We start from the raw sequence: 16,041 nt of genomic DNA on the forward strand, positions 1-16,041 counted from the left end.
TCTGCCAGCGCATCACGGCGCTCAACGCCGCGATCTGGCACAACTGGCTGATCAACGCACCCGTCAAACGCTCCCTGATCGCCTACGACCATTGACCAACACCAACATTTCCCATCAACGATCTAGGTGGTGTTCCGGGTGGCGATCACGAAGATCCTCCGGAACGGGAACACGGTGCCGTAGGGGGCCGCGGGATAGGCGCGGCGGAGCCGTGCCGCGTAGTCGGCGAGGAACTCGGCGGCCTCGCCGGGGTCGAGCGCGGCGAGGACGGGCCGCAGCGCGCTGCCCTTGACCCATTCGAGGACGGGGTCGTCGCCGTGCAGCACCTGCGCGTAGGTGGTCTCCCAGGCGTCGACGGAGCAGCCGTGGCGGGTGAGGAGGTCGAGGTACCCGGCGGGGTCGAGGACGGGCGCGTCGTGCTGGAGGTGCCCGAGCTTGGCGCGCCACCGGTCGGAGCGGCCGAGTTCGCGCAGCAGCACGTGGCTGGGCGCGTCGAAGTTGCCGGGGACCTGGAAGGCGAGGCGCCCGCCGGGGGCGAGGGCGTCGGCCCACCGGGGCAGCAGGTCGGGGTGCTCGGGGACCCAGTGCAGGGCGGCGTTGGAGACGATCAGGTCGACGGGCCGCTCGGGGCGCCAGGCGGCGAGGTCGGCGACGCGGAAGGCGAGCCTGCCGGGGATCTCGTGCGCGCGGGCGGCGGCGATCATGTCGGGCGAGCTGTCGAGGGCGTCGACGCGGGCGCCGGGCCAGCGGGCGGCGAGGGTGGCGGTGAGCTCGCCGCTGCCGCAGCCGAGGTCGGTGACGCGGGCGGGCGCGGCGCCGCCGAGGCGGGCGACGAGCTCGGCGAACGGCCGGGCGCGCTCGTCGCCGAAGATCCCGTACTGGACGGGATCCCACACGGCAGCGGTTTCTCTCGACATCAAGACAGAGCATGCCCGCCCCATATCTTGATGTCAAGAGTCCTTCCGGCGTGTCGCGGACGGCCGGGCCGCCGGGCCTAGGACGAGCGGCCGACGGCACGCGGCGGCCCGGCGTTCCTAGGCTCTCGGCCAGGACTTCGAGCGAATGGGCCCTGGTCCTCGGCCCCGGCGGCCCGGTCGAGACGGCGTGGCTGCTCGGCCTCGCGGCCGCGCTGCCCGCGCGCGAGCACTGAAGGAGCATGCGGTTCCTGGTCGGGACGGACGAGTGGCCGCCCGGACGGCTGCTGATCACCGGGGTGGACGCCGCGTCCGGCGAGCCGGTGGTGTGGGACGCGCCGGCCGGCGACCCGCTGCCGGGGGTGATCGGTTCCGGGTGATCGGATTCCGGGGAATCAGGGAGTGTGTCTCGATATCGAGACAGGTAGTGTGGCGGGATGCGCGATGAGGTCGACGAGCTGGTCGAGGCGTGGCGGGCCGAGCGCCCGGACCTGGACGTGCGGCCGCTGCAGGTCCTCAGCCGCGTGTCCCGGCTGGCCCGGCACCTCGACCGGGCCCGGCGGGCCGTGTTCGTCGCGCACGATCTGGAGTCGTGGGAGTTCGACGTCCTCACCGCGCTGCGCCGGGCGGGCGCGCCCTACCAGCTGAGCCCGGGGCGGCTGCTGCGCGCGACGCTGGTGACGTCCGGCACCATGACGAACCGCATCGACCGGCTGGCGGCGGCGGGGCTGGTCGAGCGGCACCCCGACCCGCAGGACAAGCGCGGCGTGCAGGTCCGCCTCACCGAGGCGGGCCTGACGCGCGTCGACGCGGCGTTCGCCGATCTGCTGGACCGGGAGCAGGCCATCCTGGAGGGCCTCAGCCCCGAGCAGCGGGACGTGCTGGCCGGCCTGCTCCGCACCCTGCTGGTCCCCTTCGACCGCGACTAGGCCCGGGGGTCAAGCCAGCGCCGCCTCCAGCGCGGCGGCCAGGCCGCAGAGCCGCTCCTCGCCGCCCGCGGGCCCGATGAGCTGGACGGACGCGGGCAGGTGCGACCCCGGCAGCGGGACGGGCAGCGCGAACGCGGGCAGCCCGGCGACGTTGACCTGGCCGGTCAGCGTGGTCAGCTCCAGGTCGGACTCGTCGGCCTCGCCGGGTTCGGGGGCGACGCAGGTCAGCACGGGCAGCGCGATCGCGGCGTGCCGGGCGAGGATCGCGTCCAGCTCGGCCCGCAGCTCCTTGCGGGCGCCGAGGGCCCAGTCGAGCAGCCCGGCCTCCGCCACGTCGCCCATCTGCTGGATGCGGCGGTAGATGCGGCCGCTCAGCTTCGACGGGTCGTCGAGCAGGCGGCCGTTGTGCCGCCAGCCCTCCGCGCTGACGATCACTCCGTTGACGGTGGCGGCCTCCTCGTAGTGGGCGGACGTGACGTCGGTGACGGGGCCGAGGCGGCGGAGCGCGTCGTCCACGGCGGCGTCGATCGCGGGGTCCACGCCGGGGACGCGCAGCCGCGCGACCGGCAGGGACGCGTCGTACGGGACGGGCGTGAACCCGGGTTCGATGAGGCCCATGCCGAGGACGACGGCGGCGACGTCGCGTCCCATCGGGCCGACGACGTCGAGGGTCTCCGACAGCGGGTGCACTCCTTCGAGGGACACCCGCCCGTGCGTGGTCTTCAGCCCGGCGATGCCGCAGCAGGCGGCGGGGATGCGGATCGACCCGGACGTGTCGGTGCCGAACGCGACGTCGGCCTCGCCGGTGGCGACGGCGACGGCGGAGCCGCTGGACGAGCCGCCCGGCACCCGGGACGGGTCGAGGGGGTTCACCGGCATGCCGGACCACGGGTTGACGCCGTCGGCGGCCATGCACAGCTCGTTCAGGTTGGCCTTGCCGGCGATGCGGGCGCCCTGGGAGCGGGCGGAGGCGACGACGGGCGCGTCCGCGGCGGCGGGCTCGGCGCGCTCGGCGATGGCCTGGCAGCCCGCCGTGGTGGGCAGGCCGGCCACGTCGATGGCGTCCTTGACGGCGAGCCGGGGGCCGTCGCCCGGCGCGTCCGTCTTGATGATCCAAGTCGTCATTGAGGGATGATGCCCGGTCCGGGGCGGTGCGCGCACCGCGGCCGTCCTGCTAGTCGAGATCCTCGGCGAGCATGAGCCACTCCTCCTCGACCCGGGCGGCCTCGGCCTGGATCTCGCGGAGCCGGCCGTCCAGCTCCTGGAGCTTGGCGTAGTCGGTGGCGTGCGCGGCGAGCTGCTCGTGGAGCTCGCCCTCCTGCGCGGCGAGCTTCTCCAGGCGGCGTTCGAGCCGGTCGAGCTCCTTGCGGGCCTTCCAGTCCTGCCCGCCCTTGGGCTTGGGCGGCGCCGACCTGTCGGCGGCGGGGGCGGCGCCCGTCTTCGGGGCGGCGCCCGGCTTGGGGGCCGTCCCGGCGGCGCGGCGTTCGAGGTACTCGTCGACGCCGCCGGGCAGCATCGACACGCGGCCGTCGCCGAGCAGCGCGACGACGTGGTCGGTGATGCGCTCCAAGAAGTACCGGTCGTGGCTGACGACGACGAGGGTGCCCGGCCAGCCGTCGAGGAGGTCCTCGACCTCGGTGAGGGTCTCGATGTCGAGGTCGTTGGTGGGCTCGTCCAGCAGCAGGACGTTGGGTTCGCCCATCAGCAGCCGGAGCAGCTGGAGGCGGCGGCGCTCGCCGCCCGACAGGTCGCCGACCGGGGTCCACTGCCGGTCGCCGGAGAAGCCGAGCCGTTCGAGGAGCTGGCTCGCCGTCCAGTCGCGCTTGCCGACGGTGATGCGGCGCCGGATCTCCTCGACCGACTCCAGGACGCGCCGGGCCGGGTCGAGCTCCTCCAGGTTCTGCGACAGGTGCGCGAGCTGGACGGTCTTGCCCCGCACCACCTCGCCCGACACCGGCCGGACGGCCCCGTCGAGGAGGCGCAGCAGGGTGCTCTTGCCGCTGCCGTTGACGCCGACGAGGCCGACCCGGTCGCCGGGGCCGAGCCGCCAGGTCATCCGGGTGAACAGCTCCCGGCCGCCGACCTCGACGGTGGCGTCCTCGATGTCGTAGACGGTCTTGCCGAGCCGCGCGGTCGCGAACCGGGTCAGCTCGACGGAGTCGCGCAGCGGCGGCTCGTCGGCGATGAGGGCCTGCGCGGCGTCGACCCGGAACTTGGGCTTGGACGTGCGGGCCTGCGGGCCGCGGCGCAGCCACGCCAGCTCCTTGCGGAGCAGGTTCTGCCGCTTGGCCTCGGTGGCGGCGGCGATCCGGGAGCGCTCGGCCTTGGCGAGGACGTAGGCGGAGTAGCCGCCCTCGTAGCGCTCGACGCGGCCGTCGACGACCTCCCACGTCCGGTCGGTGACCTCGTCGAGGAACCAGCGGTCGTGGGTGACGACGAGCAGCGCGACCTTGCGCGCCTTGAGGTGCCGGGCGAGCCAGTCGATCGCCTCGATGTCGAGGTGGTTGGTCGGCTCGTCCAGGATCAGCAGGTCGGACTCGGGGACGAGGAGCCGGGCCAGCGCGACGCGGCGGCGCTCGCCGCCGGACATGCCGTCGAGCGGGGCGTCCAGGTCGAGGTCGGCGAGCAGCCCGGCGAGGACGTCGCGGGCGCGGACGTCGCCCGCCCACTCGTGCTCGGCGCGGTCGCCCAGCACCACGGACCGGACGGTGGCGCCCTCGGGGAACGCGTCCCGCTGGGTCAGGTAGCCGAGCCGCAGGCCGCGCGCGTGGGTGACGCGCCCGGCGTCGGGTTCGGTCTCGCGGGCGAGGACGGCCACGAGGGTGCTCTTGCCGCCGCCATTGCGGCCGACGACGCCGACGCGGTCGCCCTCGTCCAGGCCGAGGGACACGGCGTCGAGCAGCGGCTGGGGCCCGTAGGCCTTGGCGACGTTCTCAAGGTTGATCAGATTCACGGCACCGTCAACCCTATTGCCCCCGCCGTACCGCTCGGACGGTCAGGCGCCCGGCGGCTGCCCGGGCGGCGGCTGCTGCCCCTGCGGGTCGGGGGGCGGAGGCGGGTATCCCTGCTGGCCGTATCCCTGCTGCCCGTACGGCTGTTGCCCGTACGGCTGCTGGCCGGGTCCGGGCGGACCGTACCCCGGCGGGACGTATCCGGGAGGGGCGCCGGCGCCGCGGGACCTGCGGCTCGCGGCCACGATGACGAGCACGACCCCGACGATCAGCAGAACGAAGACGAACAGCAGCACGATGAGGGACAAGAAGCCCAAACCTCCTCCAATACGCGCCACCGTCGTCGCCCTTTTCCCGGCTGCCGCGCTCTCAGCGGACGGCCGGGGGCACGGACCGGTCCCCGGCATGCCCCTGCACAGTAGCGTTCGGCATCACCGCGCCCGGGGCGTTGTGGCGTATGTCACGGTCGCGCCGCACGGCCAGCACGACGAGCGCCACCATCATGGCGAGCGCGACCAGACCGAGCAGCCCGGACAGAATCGTCATCGCTCCACCTCGCCGGAGGGATCGGTGCGGGAGTGAATCGCTGTCACGGAGAGTAGGACGTCCGTCGCCCGCGGGTGGTTCGCTTGTGTGCCGAGCGCACCTAATTGGCGCCCTGACAACGCGTCGGCACGTCAGACCACGGTCGCGCCCGGTACCGGGCCGGACGCCCGGACGACCTGCGCGGCGACGCCCGCGCCGTCCAGCGCGCCCGCGAGGTCGGCGGCGTCCTCGTCGGTCTCGGCGAGGAACGCGCAGGTCGGGCCGGACCCGGAGACCAGCGCGCCGATCGCGCCGAGGTCGCGGCCGGCGTCGACGGTGCGGCGCAGCGACGGGCGCAGCGACAGCGCGGCGGGCTGCAGGTCGTTGGTCAGCGCGGCGCCGAGGGCCTTGGCGTCGCCGGTGGCGAGCGCGGTCATCAGCGCCTCCGACACCTCCGGCCGCGCCGGCGGCCGGCCCTCCTCCAGGCGGAGCCGGTCGCACTCGCCGTAGACGGCGGGCGTGGACAGGCCGCCGTCGGCGGTGGCGAACACCCAGTGGAACACGCCGCGGGTGAGGGCGGGGGTGAGGTGCTCGCCGCGCCCGGTGCCGACGGCGGTGCCGCCGAGGACGGCGAACGGCACGTCGCTGCCGAGGTCCGCGCCGATCTCCATCAGGTCGTCGCGGGACAGGGCGGGCCGCTCCCGGTCGTCCCAGAGCCGGGCGCAGGCGACCAGCGCGGCGGCGGCGTCGGCGCTGCCGCCCGCCATCCCGCCCGCGACGGGGATCGCCTTGCGGATCCGCAGCGCGACCCGGGGTTCGGTGCCGAGCCTGGCCGCGACGGCGCGGGCGGCCTTGGCGGCGAGGTTGTCGTCGTCGGTCGGGACGCCGCCGATCTCCACCCGCGAGTACGGCGCGGCCTCGACCCGGACCTCCAGCCGCTCCGCGGGCCGCGCCGTCACCTCGTCGAACAGGGACACGGCGTGGAACACGTTGACGAGGTCGTGGTACCCGTCCTCGCGAAGCGGCCCCACGCCGAGCTGGAGGTTGACCTTGGCGGGCACGCGTACCGTCACTGCGCTCACTTGCGAAACCCTACGGGACCTCTAGCCCCCGCTGATGACGGGGAGGTTGCGGGGATTGAAGTAGGGCGCCGTCGCCAGCTCCCTGAGCGCGGACATCGCGTGCGCGTCCCCGGTGACCGCGTAGGCGCGGCGCGTGTCGCGGGCGTCCTGCGCCTCCTCGTTGGAGTTGAAGTACACGACGGCCTTGACCTGCGGGTCCTGCAGGGTCTTGGCGGCCTCCCGGAGCCACTCGGCGCGGCGCGTGCCGTAGGACTTCGGCACCCCGAACTCGGCGACCATGATGGGCTTCTGCCGCTTGCGGGCCCACTCCAGGAACATCTTCATGACCTCGGACAGGTCGCGGTAGTCGTAGCCGCCGGTCGCGTCGGCGTCGGCGCAGATCCAGTCGACCTGGTCGTCGCCCGGGTAGTAGCCGCCGGCGCCCCCGCCGAACCCGCGCGCGGTGGGGCACCAGACCCAGGCGACGTTGTCGACCTTCTCCCGCTTGAAGATCTCCCGCAGGTGCTTCCAGGCGGCGATGAAGTCCGCCGGGGAGTGGACGCGCTTGTTCAGCGACCCCTTGTCCATGTCGCGGGACCAGCGCAGGAACACCGGCTTGCCGAGCGCCTTGACGGCGCGGGCGCGGCGCGCGATCAGGTCGTCGTGCTCGCCTTTGACGATCTCCCGGGTGTCGGCGCCGCCCCAGGTCAGCAGGAGGTACCGGTTGCCGTCCGCGACGGACTTCTCCAGGTCGCCGGGGAAGTCGCTCTTCCAGCCCCGGTAGCTCTGCACGATGTCGAGCTGCCGGCCGAGCCGCTGCTCGAAGCCCGCGACGGGCGCCATGCCCGGCTTCCCGGCGTCCTTCGCCGACGGCGACCCCGACGGCGTCTCGGAAGGCGTCCCGGACGCGGACGGCTTCGGCCCGGACGTCGCCAGCCCGGTGCCCTCCGGCGGCACCCACGCGCCGAAGTAGGCGCCCTCCTGCGGCGGGACGGGCGCGACGCCGGCCCGCGCCGTCGTCGTGATCTTCGGTACCGCGTCCGCGCCGTCCCCGCAGCCGGCCGCCACCGTCGCGACCACGACCGCGGTCGCGAGCAGCGCCGTCCCGACGAGGGGCAGTCTCGACCCCCCGAAGGGCACTCTGGTCCGCGCCGTCCGCGAACGCGCCTTCACATCGACCTCCGGCTCGTGCTGGTGTTGTGCCGCCCCGTGCGGGGACCGCCCCCGAGGGAGATGCCCGCCTCTAGGGGGCTGGGGACCGATCTCCCCGGCGGAAAGGACCATACTCGGCAATCCGGGCGAAGGCGGCCACGTCCAGAGCTTCGCCCCGTGACCTGGGGTCCACGCCCGCGGCGCGCAGCGCCTCCTCGGCGGCTGCGGCCGAGCCCGCCCACCCGGCGAGGGCCGCGCGCAGCGTCTTGCGGCGCTGCGCGAACGCCGCGTCGACCACGGCGAACACCTCCTCGCGGGACGCCGCGGTCGGCGGCGGGTCGCGGCGGGTGAACGCGACGAGCCCGGAGTCGACGTTCGGCGCGGGCCAGAACACCGCCCGCCCCACCGCCCCGGCGCGGCGCGCCTGCCCGTACCAGGCGAGCTTCACCGACGGGACGCCGTAGATCTTGCCGCCGGGCGCCGCGACCATCCGGTCGGCGACCTCGGCCTGCACCATGACCAGCGCGGACCGCAGCGACGGCAGCGACGCCAGCAGGTTCAGCACGACCGGGACGGCGACGTTGTAGGGCAGGTTCGCGACGAGCGCCGTCGGCGCCGGCCCCGGCACCTCTGTGATCTTCATCGCGTCGGCCCGCACGACCTCCAGCCGCTCCGCGAGGCCCGGCTCGCGCGCCGCGACCGTGGCGGGCAGCTCCGCGGCGAGCACCGGGTCGATCTCCACCGCGACCACGCGCCGCGCCGCCGGCAGCAGCGCGAGCGTGAGCGACCCCAGCCCCGGCCCGACCTCGACGACGACGTCGTCGGCGGACAGCCCCGCGGCCCGGACGATGCGCCGGACCGTGTTGGCGTCGATGACGAAGTTCTGCCCGAGCGTCTTCGTCGGCCTGATGCCGAGCCGCGCCGCCAGCTCCCGCACGTCCGCCGGCCCGAGCAGCCCCCGTGTCTCCCCCATCCGCCGATTGTTTCAGCTCAGGAGAACAGGAACTTGCCGCAGTTGGGCCATTGGCCCTGCCAGCGGCCGTTCACCTTGTTGTAGAGCATCTGCGCGCGGTAGGTCTGCTCGCCCGCGCTGGCGTCCGACGGCTTGCCCGACCCGCCGACGGACGTCCAGGTCTGCATGGAGAACTGGTAGAGGCCGTAGTACCCGGCCGGGTTCACCGCCTTGGGGTTGCCGCCCGACTCGCACTTGGCGAGCCCCGCCCAGTTCAGCCGCGCCGCCGACCCGGTGCCGGCCGACTTCGGGCCGACCGCGAGGATCCGCGTGACCGGCTCCCGCTTCACCTTCTGGGCGAGGACCTTCGGCACCTTCTTGCCCTTGCGCCGGACGTACGCCCACTTCACGATCTTGATGCCGTCCTTGCCCTCGCGCAGCACCTTCTCGCTCCACGGCGGCACCGACGAGCTGTTCTTGCGGATCGTCTTGGCCGGCGTCCGGACGACCTTGAGCTTCGGCGCCGACAGCAGCCGCATGATCGTGATCTTCTCGCCGGGCGGCTGGTCGGCGGCGGGCTTGACCAGGTCGTGCGGGCCGAGCGCGATCTTCGCCTGCTCCAGCACCTGCTGGACGGTGGTGCCGGTCGTCATCGTCTCGGTCGGCTTGCCGTCGACCAGCACGACGATCTTGCGCGGCGCGGGCGCGTCGGCCTTCGGCGCGTCCGCGACCGGGGCGGTGCCTTTCGGCGCGGCCGTCTCGCCGCCGCCGCACGCCGAGGCCAGCAGCGCCGCCGCCACGACGACGGAGGCGGCGGGGAGCAGGGGCGTACGGCGCGGGGTGGCGCGCAGCACTGTGTTCCGAAGCGCTGTGTTCCGAAGCACGGGGGGTTTCCTCCAGGGGGCCGGGCTCGGGGGCGCCCGCTCGATGGCCAGAGATTAGAGGCACGCGGACGTTCTCCGCCACCTCATCGCCCTCACACGCCACATCCGCGGGCTACATCCCCTCTTGGAGGCGGTGCCGCAAGAATCCGTTCCCATCCCACTGAAATCGCCGATCATGGTCTGGCGGCGATATGCGGTCTACGGCGCATTGACACTGATCGTCGGCCTCGCCCTCTTCTGGCCGTCCATGATGGTGTGGACGTACGCGACCGGCGAGAAGGCCACCGCGACGGTCACCGCCTCGAGAACCGTACGAGCACGAAATCCACCGCAGGAGGCAGGTACTGCGAGGGCACATGGCGCACGGAGAGCGGCGCCGACGGCAAGGGCTCCATCTACGGGCTCGACACCGACACCCCCGACGGCGCCCGCGTGCCCCTCCACATCGGTCCGCTGACGCTCATCGTGGCGCGCACCGGGCCCGCCGAAGGGCGCGGGCCCGGCGTGCTGGAGGTCAGCAGCACCGCCTCGGCGACTGAGACCCGCCGGCCCCGGGGTCACCAGGGGCCGAAGACCCGCTCCCCGTTCGCGGCGATCGCCGCGCACAGCTCCGCCACGTCCACGCCCTTGACCTCGGCCATCGCCCGGACGGTGTGCGGGATCAGGTACGAGGCGTTCGGCTTGCCCCGGTGCGGGATCGGGGTGAGGAACGGCGCGTCGGTCTCCACGAGCAGCAGGTCGAGCGGCGCCGCCCGCAGCGCCTCGCGCAGCGGCTCGGCGTTCTTGAACGTGACGTTCCCGGCGAAGCTCATCACGTAGCCGCGCTCGGCGCAGACCTCCGCCATCGCCGCGTCGCCGGAGAAGCAGTGGAACACCACCCTCTCCGGCGCGCCCTCCTCCTCCAGGATCGCGAGGACGTCGTCGTGCGCGTCCCGGTCGTGGATGACCAGCGCCTTCCCGGTCCGCTTCGCGATCTCGACATGGCCGCGGAACGACCGGTGCTGGTCGTCCTTCGGCGCCCAGTCGCGGTAGTAGTCCAGGCCGGTCTCGCCGATCGCGCGGACCTTCGGGTGCGCGGCCAGCCGCGCGATGTCCTCCAGGACGGCGTCGGAGATCCCCGTCGTCTCGTTCGGGTGCATCGCGACCGCCGCGTACACGTCGTCGAACTCGGCCGCGGTGTCCACCGCGAACCGGGACGACGGCAGGTCGCAACCGATCGTGACGATGCGCGTGACGCCCGCGGCCCTCGCCGACTTCAGCTGCTCGTCCACCGGCGTCTGGACGACGTCGAGATGGCAGTGGCTGTCGAAGACGTCCACGGGCAGGCGCTCGGGCAGCGGCGGGTAGGACCGGGCGGCCTGCCCGTCCCCGTCTCGGGTCACGTGTTCTCCAGCCTGGCGAGTTCCTCGTCCACGACGGACGCGTCCAGCTTCTTGAACAGCGGCGTCGGCTTGGCCAGCGGCACGCCCGGCTTGATCGGGACGGACTCCCAGCGCGCCTCGGTCGCGTAGTCGCCGGTGAGGACGCGGTAGTCGGGGCCGCCCTCCTCCGACACCGTCTCCAGCCGCGGCATCCCGCTCCACACGCCCTCGCCGCCGAGCATCTCGTAGACCTTCTGCGAGGAGTTCGGCAGGAACGGCGTCAGCAGCGTCTTGGCGTCGTCCACCACCTGGAGCGCGGTGTGCAGGATCGACTTGACCCGCTCGGGGTCGTCCTTCAGCTTCCAGGGCGCCTGGTCCGACAGGTACTTGTTGGCGTCGCGGACGACGTCGAGCGCCTCGGTGATCGAGCTCTTGAACCGGGACCGGCCGAGCTCGGCGCCGACCGCCCCGAACGCGGTGCGGCTGCGCTCCAGCAGCGCCCGGTCGGCGTCGGTGAGGTCGCCCGCGTCCGGGATCGCGCCGAAGTTCTTCGCCGCCATGTTCACCGACCGGTTGACGAGGTTGCCCCACGCGGCGACCAGCTCGTCGTTGTTGCGGCGGACGAACTCGGCCCAGGTGAAGTCGGTGTCCTGGTTCTCGGGCCCCGCGACCGCGACGTAGTAGCGCAGCGCGTCGACGTCGTAGCGCTCCAGGAAGTCCTTCACGTAGATGACGACGTTGCGGGACGAGGAGAACTTCTTGCCCTCCATCGTCAGGAACTCCGACGACACGACCTCGGTCGGGACGTTCAGCGCGCCGAGCGAGCCGGGCGTGCCGCCCTTGTCGCCCCGGCCGCTGTAGCCGAGCAGCATCGCCGGCCAGATCTCGGCGTGGAAGACGATGTTGTCCTTGCCCATGAAGTAGTAGGACAGGGCCTCCGGGTCCTGCCACCAGGCGCGCCACGCCTCCGGGTCGCCGGACCGCCGCGCCCACTCCACCGACGCGGAGAAGTAGCCGACGACCGCGTCGAACCACACGTAGAGCTTCTTCGCCGGGTTGTCGCGCCAGCCGTCCAGCGGGATCGGCACGCCCCAGTCGAGGTCGCGGCTGATCGCGCGCGGCTGCATGTCGTCCAGCAGGTTCAGCGCGAACTTCAGCACGTTCGGCCGCCACTGCCCCTGCTTGCCGCGCAGGTACTGGCCGAGGACCTCGGTGAACGCGGGCAAGTCGAGCATGAAGTGCTCGGTCTCCACGAACTTCGGCGTCTCGCCGTTGATCCGCGACACCGGGTTGATCAGGTCGATCGGGTCGAGCTGGTTGCCGCAGTTGTCGCACTGGTCGCCGCGCGCGCCGTCGTACCCGCAGATCGGGCAGGTGCCCTCGATGTAGCGGTCCGGGAGGGTGCGGCCGGTGGACGGCGAGATCGCGCCCATCGTCTTGGTCGGGAAGATGTAGCCGTTGTCGTACAGGCCCTTGAAGACCTCCTGGACGACCGCGTAGTGGTTCAGCGTCGTCGTCCGGGTGAACAGGTCGTAGGTCATGCCGAGGCCGTGCAGGTCCTCGGCGATCACGGAGCTGTACCGGTCGGCCAGCTCGCGGGCGGTCACGCCCTCCTTGTCGGCCTGGACCTGGATCGGCGTGCCGTGCTCGTCGGTGCCGCTGACCATCAGGACCTTGTTGCCCGCCATCCGCTGGTAGCGGCTGAACATGTCGGCGGGCAGCGCGAATCCGGAGACGTGCCCGATGTGACGGGGCCCGTTGGCGTACGGCCAGGCGGGCGCGGTCAAGATGTGACGGCTTGACGAGGACATGCAATCAAGGGTAGTCGCGTCACGGCGGCCCCGGCACGCGAGTAACCTGGTCCGGGTTCCGGGGCAGGTTGATCAGCGGAGGCGGGGGACCCCAGGCATGGCCCAGACCACGTCCGAGGAGACCGTCGGCCGGTCCCGGAGCGACCCCGCACCGGATGCGCCGGACGCGCCGTCCCGCGGCCCCGCCGCGCGGCTGCTCGCCCGGCTGCGCCGCACCCGGCGGGTGGTGTGGCTGTCCCTGCTGGTCTCGGCGTCCGCGGTGCTCGCCCAGTGGGTCACCATGACGCCGCCGCTGTACTTCGACCCGTACTACGTGTGGCTCGCCGCCCGCGACTGGCCCGACATCCCGCTCACCCAGTGGCCGTTCGACGAGGTCCCCCACCAGGTCACCCGGATCGGCCTGGTGCTGCCGGCGCGGCTCGTCCAGGAGGTCCTCGGCCCGGGGCAGGCCGCCTACTTCACGATCGCCGCGCTCGGCGGGATCGCGTTCTTCACCGGGACGTACCTGGTCGTCCGGTCCCTGTTCGGGGACGTGGCGGGCGTCGCGTCGGCGCTGGTCCTGCTGGTCCACCCGTTCTTCACGATGACGAACCCGTTCGGCCACGAGATCACCTGGTCGACCGGGGTGATGCTGCCGGACATGCCGGGCGCCGGGCTGTTCGCGATCGGGATGGCGGGCCTCGTCGTCGCGAGCCGCCGCACCGGGCGGGCGCAGACCCGGATGCTGCTCGCCGCCGGGGTGCTGCTCGGCACCTCGTTCCTCGTCCGCGAGTTCCTCGCGTTCCTGTTCCTCGCGATCCCCGCCTACCTGGCGCTGCTGCGCATCCCGTGGCGGCGCAACATCACGGTCGGCGCGCCGATGCTCGCGATCCTGCTGCTCAACTTCGCGCACAACCAGCTCGTGTGGGGCAGCCCGCTCGCCGGGCTGATGTCGGCGGCCGAGCACGGCGGCCAGTCCCGCGACTACGTGACCCGCGAGCTCGCCGCCCGCTCGTTCCTGCGCGCGATGCACGACTGGAACCCGCTCGGCCTCGTCTTCACCGCCGCGCTCGCCCTGACGATCGTCGGCTGGGCCGTCACCCGCGACCGGCGCCTCGCGCTCGTCCTGGTGTGGTTCCTGACGCTGGCGATCCCGCTGACGCTGTGCGCCGGCGTCCTCGACCCCGACGACATCAAGCTGCGGGCGTGGCTCCAGCGGTACTGGTTCGCGGTGCTGCCCGCGCTGCTCGCCGGCGGGTTCGGGTCGCTGGTCCTGATGTTCCGGATGCTGCCCCGGCGGTGGGTCTCCCGGCTGCGGCTGACGACGGTGGTCGTGCCGGTCCTCGCGGTCGCGCTGGGCGGGACGTACGCGGTCGCCGCCGTCCGCGCCGTCCCCGACCTGCCGCGCGACAGGGCGTGGAGCGAGCTGCGCGGCTACCTCGCCGGCCACCGCGACATCACGCTGATCTGCGCCGACCGGCGGCTCGCGCAGACCCTGACCTTCTACACCCGCGACATGTGGGGCGACCCGGTCTGGCGCGGCGAGATCCGCGACTTCCCGCACTACATGCCGGTGCCGCGCAACGCGATGGAGGGCCCGATGCTCTACACGCGCTGGCGCGGCATGGAGTCGCAGATCGGCGGCGGCTGGCGCCCCGACCCCGCCCAGGGCTGGACGCTGATGTGGCGCTCCTCCGACGGCGTCCTGCAGCTGTGGGACCCCCCGGCGCGGGCTCCTTCCCCGTAAGGGGTCAGCGGGTCCAGGCGACCCAGTCGCCCTGGACGGTGCGGCGGCTGTCGGCGACGTGCCAGCCGGGCGGGGCGCCCTTCGGCCAGGACGCGGTGGCGGGGACGTCCTTCGGCCACGCCAGCACGACCATGTCGACGTTCTGCGGCGGGGCGACGTCGCGGGCGTTGAAGACGATGCCGTCGCTCCACCACGCCCAGTAGAACTGCGACAGCCGGATCGTCCACGGGACGTTCCAGTCGACGGCGACGGACCGCTGCGCGCGCAGGTCGACGCGGTCGCGCAGGTCGGTGTGCGCGGTCTCGGCGCGCACCAGCGGCTGCGCGATGCGGTCGGTGGCGGTGGCGCACATGGCGACCGCGACGACGGCGAGCAGCGCCGCGAGCAGCGGCGGGCCGTGCCGGCGCAGCCGCACGGCCGCCACCGACAGCGCAAGCAGGACGAGGCCCGCCGCGGTGGCGTGCCAGAGCCGGAACGACGTCCAGTCCCAGGTGAGCAGGGACGTCTCCGGGAAGTCGTAGGACGTGAAGGTGTACTGGCTGAGCAGGTCGCCCGCGTACCACTGGACGACGCACGCCGCGGCTACGGCCAGCGCTGCCGCCGCCGAGGCGGCCCCCAGCAGAGCCTTGGCCGGGGCCCGCAGCAGCACGGCGACCCCGGCCACGAACAGCACCGGGGTGATGGACGCCAGGTAGCGGCCGTAGACGTAGTTGCCGATGCGGTACTCGACGGGCAGCGCCGCCGACGTCGCGACCGCGATGCCCGCCACGATCCCGAGGACGGCGAGGGCCAGCGCGCGCGTCCGGCCGGGCGAGCCCGGCAGCGCGAGCGGCGGCCGGGCCACGGCGTACACCGCCGCGATCAGGCCCATCGCGGCGATGCCGCCGGTCGCGACGGCCTGGTACCAGACCTGGCCGGTGCCGAGCGACAGCATCCAGCCCCAGCCGTCGGCGGTGGTGAGCCGCCGGACGACGTTGCCGCCGAGGTCGTTGTCGCCGTAGGGGTACATGTGCGGCAGCAGCGAGCGGTTCAGCAGCATCCCGGCGCCCGTCGCGGCGGCGAGGACGAGCCCGGCGGCGGACGCGTTCCGCCACGACCGCCACCGGAACACCGGCGCGGCCAGGATCAGCGCCGCGTGCACGGCCAGCAGGATCGCGCCGCGCGTGTGGCACGTGACGGCGTAGGCGACGATGAGGGACGCGCCCGCCCCGTACAGCAGGGGGCGGCGCGAGGCGGGGTCGCCGAGCCGCCGCGGGGGCGCGGCCAGCCAGGCGTGGGCGAGCAGCAGCCAGCCGGCGAAGAGCACCGGCAGGATCGCGTCCGTGAGGACGAACTCGGAGTAGAACAGCACGCACGGCAGCAGCGCGGTGACGTGCGCGAACACGTAGGACCAGCGGGGCCGCACCTGGAGGCGGCGCAGCAGCAGGTAGGCCAGCGGCAGCATCAGCGCGCTGAGCAGCGCGTTGATGACGAGGGCGGTCCGGTAGACGCCGACCGGGCCGGTGCCGAGCCAGATCGCGGGGGTCAGTAGCAGCGGGTAGCCGCCGCGGTAGACCGTCCCGAACGACATGTCGGCGCCGGGGCCGCCGGTGAGGACGCGGGCGGCGAACAGGTAGCCGGACTCGTCCGGCGTCGCGACCGGGACCGTCTGGCCGGAGCCGAGCCACAGCCGCAGCGCGACCTGCGCGCCCCAGCCCAGCAGGAACAGCCAGGCCCAGCGGCGGCGGCCCGCCCGGGACGGGGCGGCGCGGGACTCCTCCGGGGCGGCCGGGGGC

At 73.5% G+C, this 16,041-nt stretch carries 16 protein-coding genes and 1 pseudogene; 5 read left to right on the plus strand and 12 right to left on the minus strand.

Annotated elements, in window-relative coordinates:
* A pseudogene (locus ETD96_RS48200) lies at window positions 1-95 on the plus strand (IS982 family transposase); the annotation flags it as partial.
* 27 nt (window positions 96-122) lie between these two features.
* Here ETD96_RS48200 and ETD96_RS25085 read toward each other — a convergent pair.
* The gene (locus tag ETD96_RS25085) at window positions 123-917 is read right to left on the minus strand and encodes a trans-aconitate 2-methyltransferase (protein WP_171069222.1); all 795 of its coding nucleotides are present in this window, start codon (window positions 915-917) and stop codon (window positions 123-125) included.
* An 11-nt stretch (window positions 918-928) separates the two neighbouring features.
* Between ETD96_RS25085 and ETD96_RS25090 the strand changes: the two genes are divergently transcribed.
* Genes ETD96_RS25090 through ETD96_RS25095 form a run of 3 tightly spaced genes read left to right on the plus strand, consistent with a single transcriptional unit; the run spans window position 929 to window position 1,843 of the window.
* Window positions 929-1,150, plus strand: a complete 222-nt coding sequence (locus tag ETD96_RS25090) for a hypothetical protein (protein WP_138638933.1) — start codon at window positions 929-931, stop codon at window positions 1,148-1,150.
* A gap of 6 nt (window positions 1,151-1,156) precedes the next feature.
* Window positions 1,157-1,294 (plus strand): hypothetical protein, encoded by a 138-nt coding sequence (locus tag ETD96_RS45040; RefSeq protein ID WP_171069223.1) that lies wholly within the window; start codon window positions 1,157-1,159, stop codon window positions 1,292-1,294.
* A 57-nt stretch (window positions 1,295-1,351) separates the two neighbouring features.
* Window positions 1,352-1,843 (plus strand): MarR family winged helix-turn-helix transcriptional regulator, encoded by a 492-nt coding sequence (locus ETD96_RS25095; protein ID WP_138638934.1) that lies wholly within the window; start codon window positions 1,352-1,354, stop codon window positions 1,841-1,843.
* A 9-nt stretch (window positions 1,844-1,852) separates the two neighbouring features.
* Here the strand turns inward: ETD96_RS25095 and ETD96_RS25100 are convergent, their stop codons facing one another.
* From ETD96_RS25100 to metG, 10 genes are all read right to left on the minus strand, one after another.
* Window positions 1,853-2,968 carry an amidase gene (locus ETD96_RS25100; protein WP_138638935.1) on the minus strand — a complete coding sequence of 372 codons (1,116 nt, stop codon included), beginning with the start codon at window positions 2,966-2,968 and terminating at the stop codon, window positions 1,853-1,855.
* 49 nt (window positions 2,969-3,017) lie between these two features.
* Window positions 3,018-4,796, minus strand: a complete 1,779-nt coding sequence (locus ETD96_RS25105; RefSeq protein WP_138638936.1) for an ABC-F family ATP-binding cassette domain-containing protein — start codon at window positions 4,794-4,796, stop codon at window positions 3,018-3,020.
* 42 nt (window positions 4,797-4,838) lie between these two features.
* Complete coding sequence (locus ETD96_RS25110) at window positions 4,839-5,102, minus strand: hypothetical protein (protein ID WP_205719451.1); 264 nt, start codon at window positions 5,100-5,102, stop codon at window positions 4,839-4,841.
* Window positions 5,103-5,163: 61 nt separating this feature from the next.
* The gene (locus tag ETD96_RS45045; RefSeq protein ID WP_171069224.1) at window positions 5,164-5,340 is read right to left on the minus strand and encodes a hypothetical protein; all 177 of its coding nucleotides are present in this window, start codon (window positions 5,338-5,340) and stop codon (window positions 5,164-5,166) included.
* 131 nt (window positions 5,341-5,471) lie between these two features.
* Entirely contained in the window at window positions 5,472-6,401 is a 930-nt protein-coding gene (locus tag ETD96_RS25115) for a 4-(cytidine 5'-diphospho)-2-C-methyl-D-erythritol kinase (protein WP_274704642.1), read from the minus strand.
* Window positions 6,402-6,422: 21 nt separating this feature from the next.
* Window positions 6,423-7,520, minus strand: coding sequence for a glycoside hydrolase family 26 protein (locus tag ETD96_RS25120; protein WP_240808162.1), 1,098 nt, complete (start codon window positions 7,518-7,520; stop codon window positions 6,423-6,425).
* A 103-nt stretch (window positions 7,521-7,623) separates the two neighbouring features.
* Window positions 7,624-8,505, minus strand: coding sequence for a 16S rRNA (adenine(1518)-N(6)/adenine(1519)-N(6))-dimethyltransferase RsmA (rsmA, locus tag ETD96_RS25125; protein ID WP_138638938.1), 882 nt, complete (start codon window positions 8,503-8,505; stop codon window positions 7,624-7,626).
* Window positions 8,506-8,522: 17 nt separating this feature from the next.
* Complete coding sequence (locus ETD96_RS25130; protein ID WP_240808169.1) at window positions 8,523-9,368, minus strand: resuscitation-promoting factor; 846 nt, start codon at window positions 9,366-9,368, stop codon at window positions 8,523-8,525.
* A gap of 557 nt (window positions 9,369-9,925) precedes the next feature.
* Window positions 9,926-10,750 carry a TatD family hydrolase gene (locus ETD96_RS25135; RefSeq protein ID WP_138638939.1) on the minus strand — a complete coding sequence of 275 codons (825 nt, stop codon included), beginning with the start codon at window positions 10,748-10,750 and terminating at the stop codon, window positions 9,926-9,928.
* Window positions 10,747-12,540: a methionine--tRNA ligase gene (gene metG / locus ETD96_RS25140; protein ID WP_138638940.1), complete on the minus strand. Its 1,794-nt coding sequence runs from the start codon at window positions 12,538-12,540 to the stop codon at window positions 10,747-10,749. Before metG ends, ETD96_RS25135 begins: the two co-directional genes overlap by 4 nt.
* Window positions 12,541-12,637: 97 nt before the next feature.
* Between metG and ETD96_RS25145 the strand changes: the two genes are divergently transcribed.
* The gene (locus ETD96_RS25145; RefSeq protein WP_138638941.1) at window positions 12,638-14,266 is read left to right on the plus strand and encodes an ArnT family glycosyltransferase; all 1,629 of its coding nucleotides are present in this window, start codon (window positions 12,638-12,640) and stop codon (window positions 14,264-14,266) included.
* A 4-nt stretch (window positions 14,267-14,270) separates the two neighbouring features.
* On the opposite strand, the gene ETD96_RS45050 is transcribed toward ETD96_RS25145, so the two are convergent.
* A partial coding sequence (locus ETD96_RS45050) for a hypothetical protein (RefSeq protein ID WP_171069225.1) occupies window positions 14,271-16,041 on the minus strand: 1,771 nt, incomplete at its 5' end.

This window comes from Actinomadura geliboluensis, from assembly GCF_005889745.1.
GTDB classification, from domain to species: domain Bacteria; phylum Actinomycetota; class Actinomycetes; order Streptosporangiales; family Streptosporangiaceae; genus Spirillospora; species Spirillospora geliboluensis.

What these genes read in the sequence shown, in the direction of transcription:
- ETD96_RS25090 (WP_138638933.1), top strand. Translation starts at nt 929, where the DNA reads ATGCCCGCCCCATATCTTGATGTCAAGAGTCCTTCCGGCGTGTCGCGG.
- ETD96_RS25145 (WP_138638941.1), top strand. Translation starts at nt 12,638, where the DNA reads ATGGCCCAGACCACGTCCGAGGAGACCGTCGGCCGGTCCCGGAGCGAC.
- ETD96_RS25085 (WP_171069222.1), bottom strand. Translation starts at nt 917, where the DNA reads ATGTCGAGAGAAACCGCTGCCGTGTGGGATCCCGTCCAGTACGGGATC.
- ETD96_RS25100 (WP_138638935.1), bottom strand. Translation starts at nt 2,968, where the DNA reads ATGACGACTTGGATCATCAAGACGGACGCGCCGGGCGACGGCCCCCGG.
- metG (WP_138638940.1), bottom strand. Translation starts at nt 12,540, where the DNA reads ATGTCCTCGTCAAGCCGTCACATCTTGACCGCGCCCGCCTGGCCGTAC.
- ETD96_RS45040 (WP_171069223.1), top strand. Translation starts at nt 1,157, where the DNA reads ATGCGGTTCCTGGTCGGGACGGACGAGTGGCCGCCCGGACGGCTGCTG.
- ETD96_RS25095 (WP_138638934.1), top strand. Translation starts at nt 1,352, where the DNA reads ATGCGCGATGAGGTCGACGAGCTGGTCGAGGCGTGGCGGGCCGAGCGC.
- rsmA (WP_138638938.1), bottom strand. Translation starts at nt 8,505, where the DNA reads ATGGGGGAGACACGGGGGCTGCTCGGGCCGGCGGACGTGCGGGAGCTG.
- ETD96_RS45045 (WP_171069224.1), bottom strand. Translation starts at nt 5,340, where the DNA reads ATGACGATTCTGTCCGGGCTGCTCGGTCTGGTCGCGCTCGCCATGATG.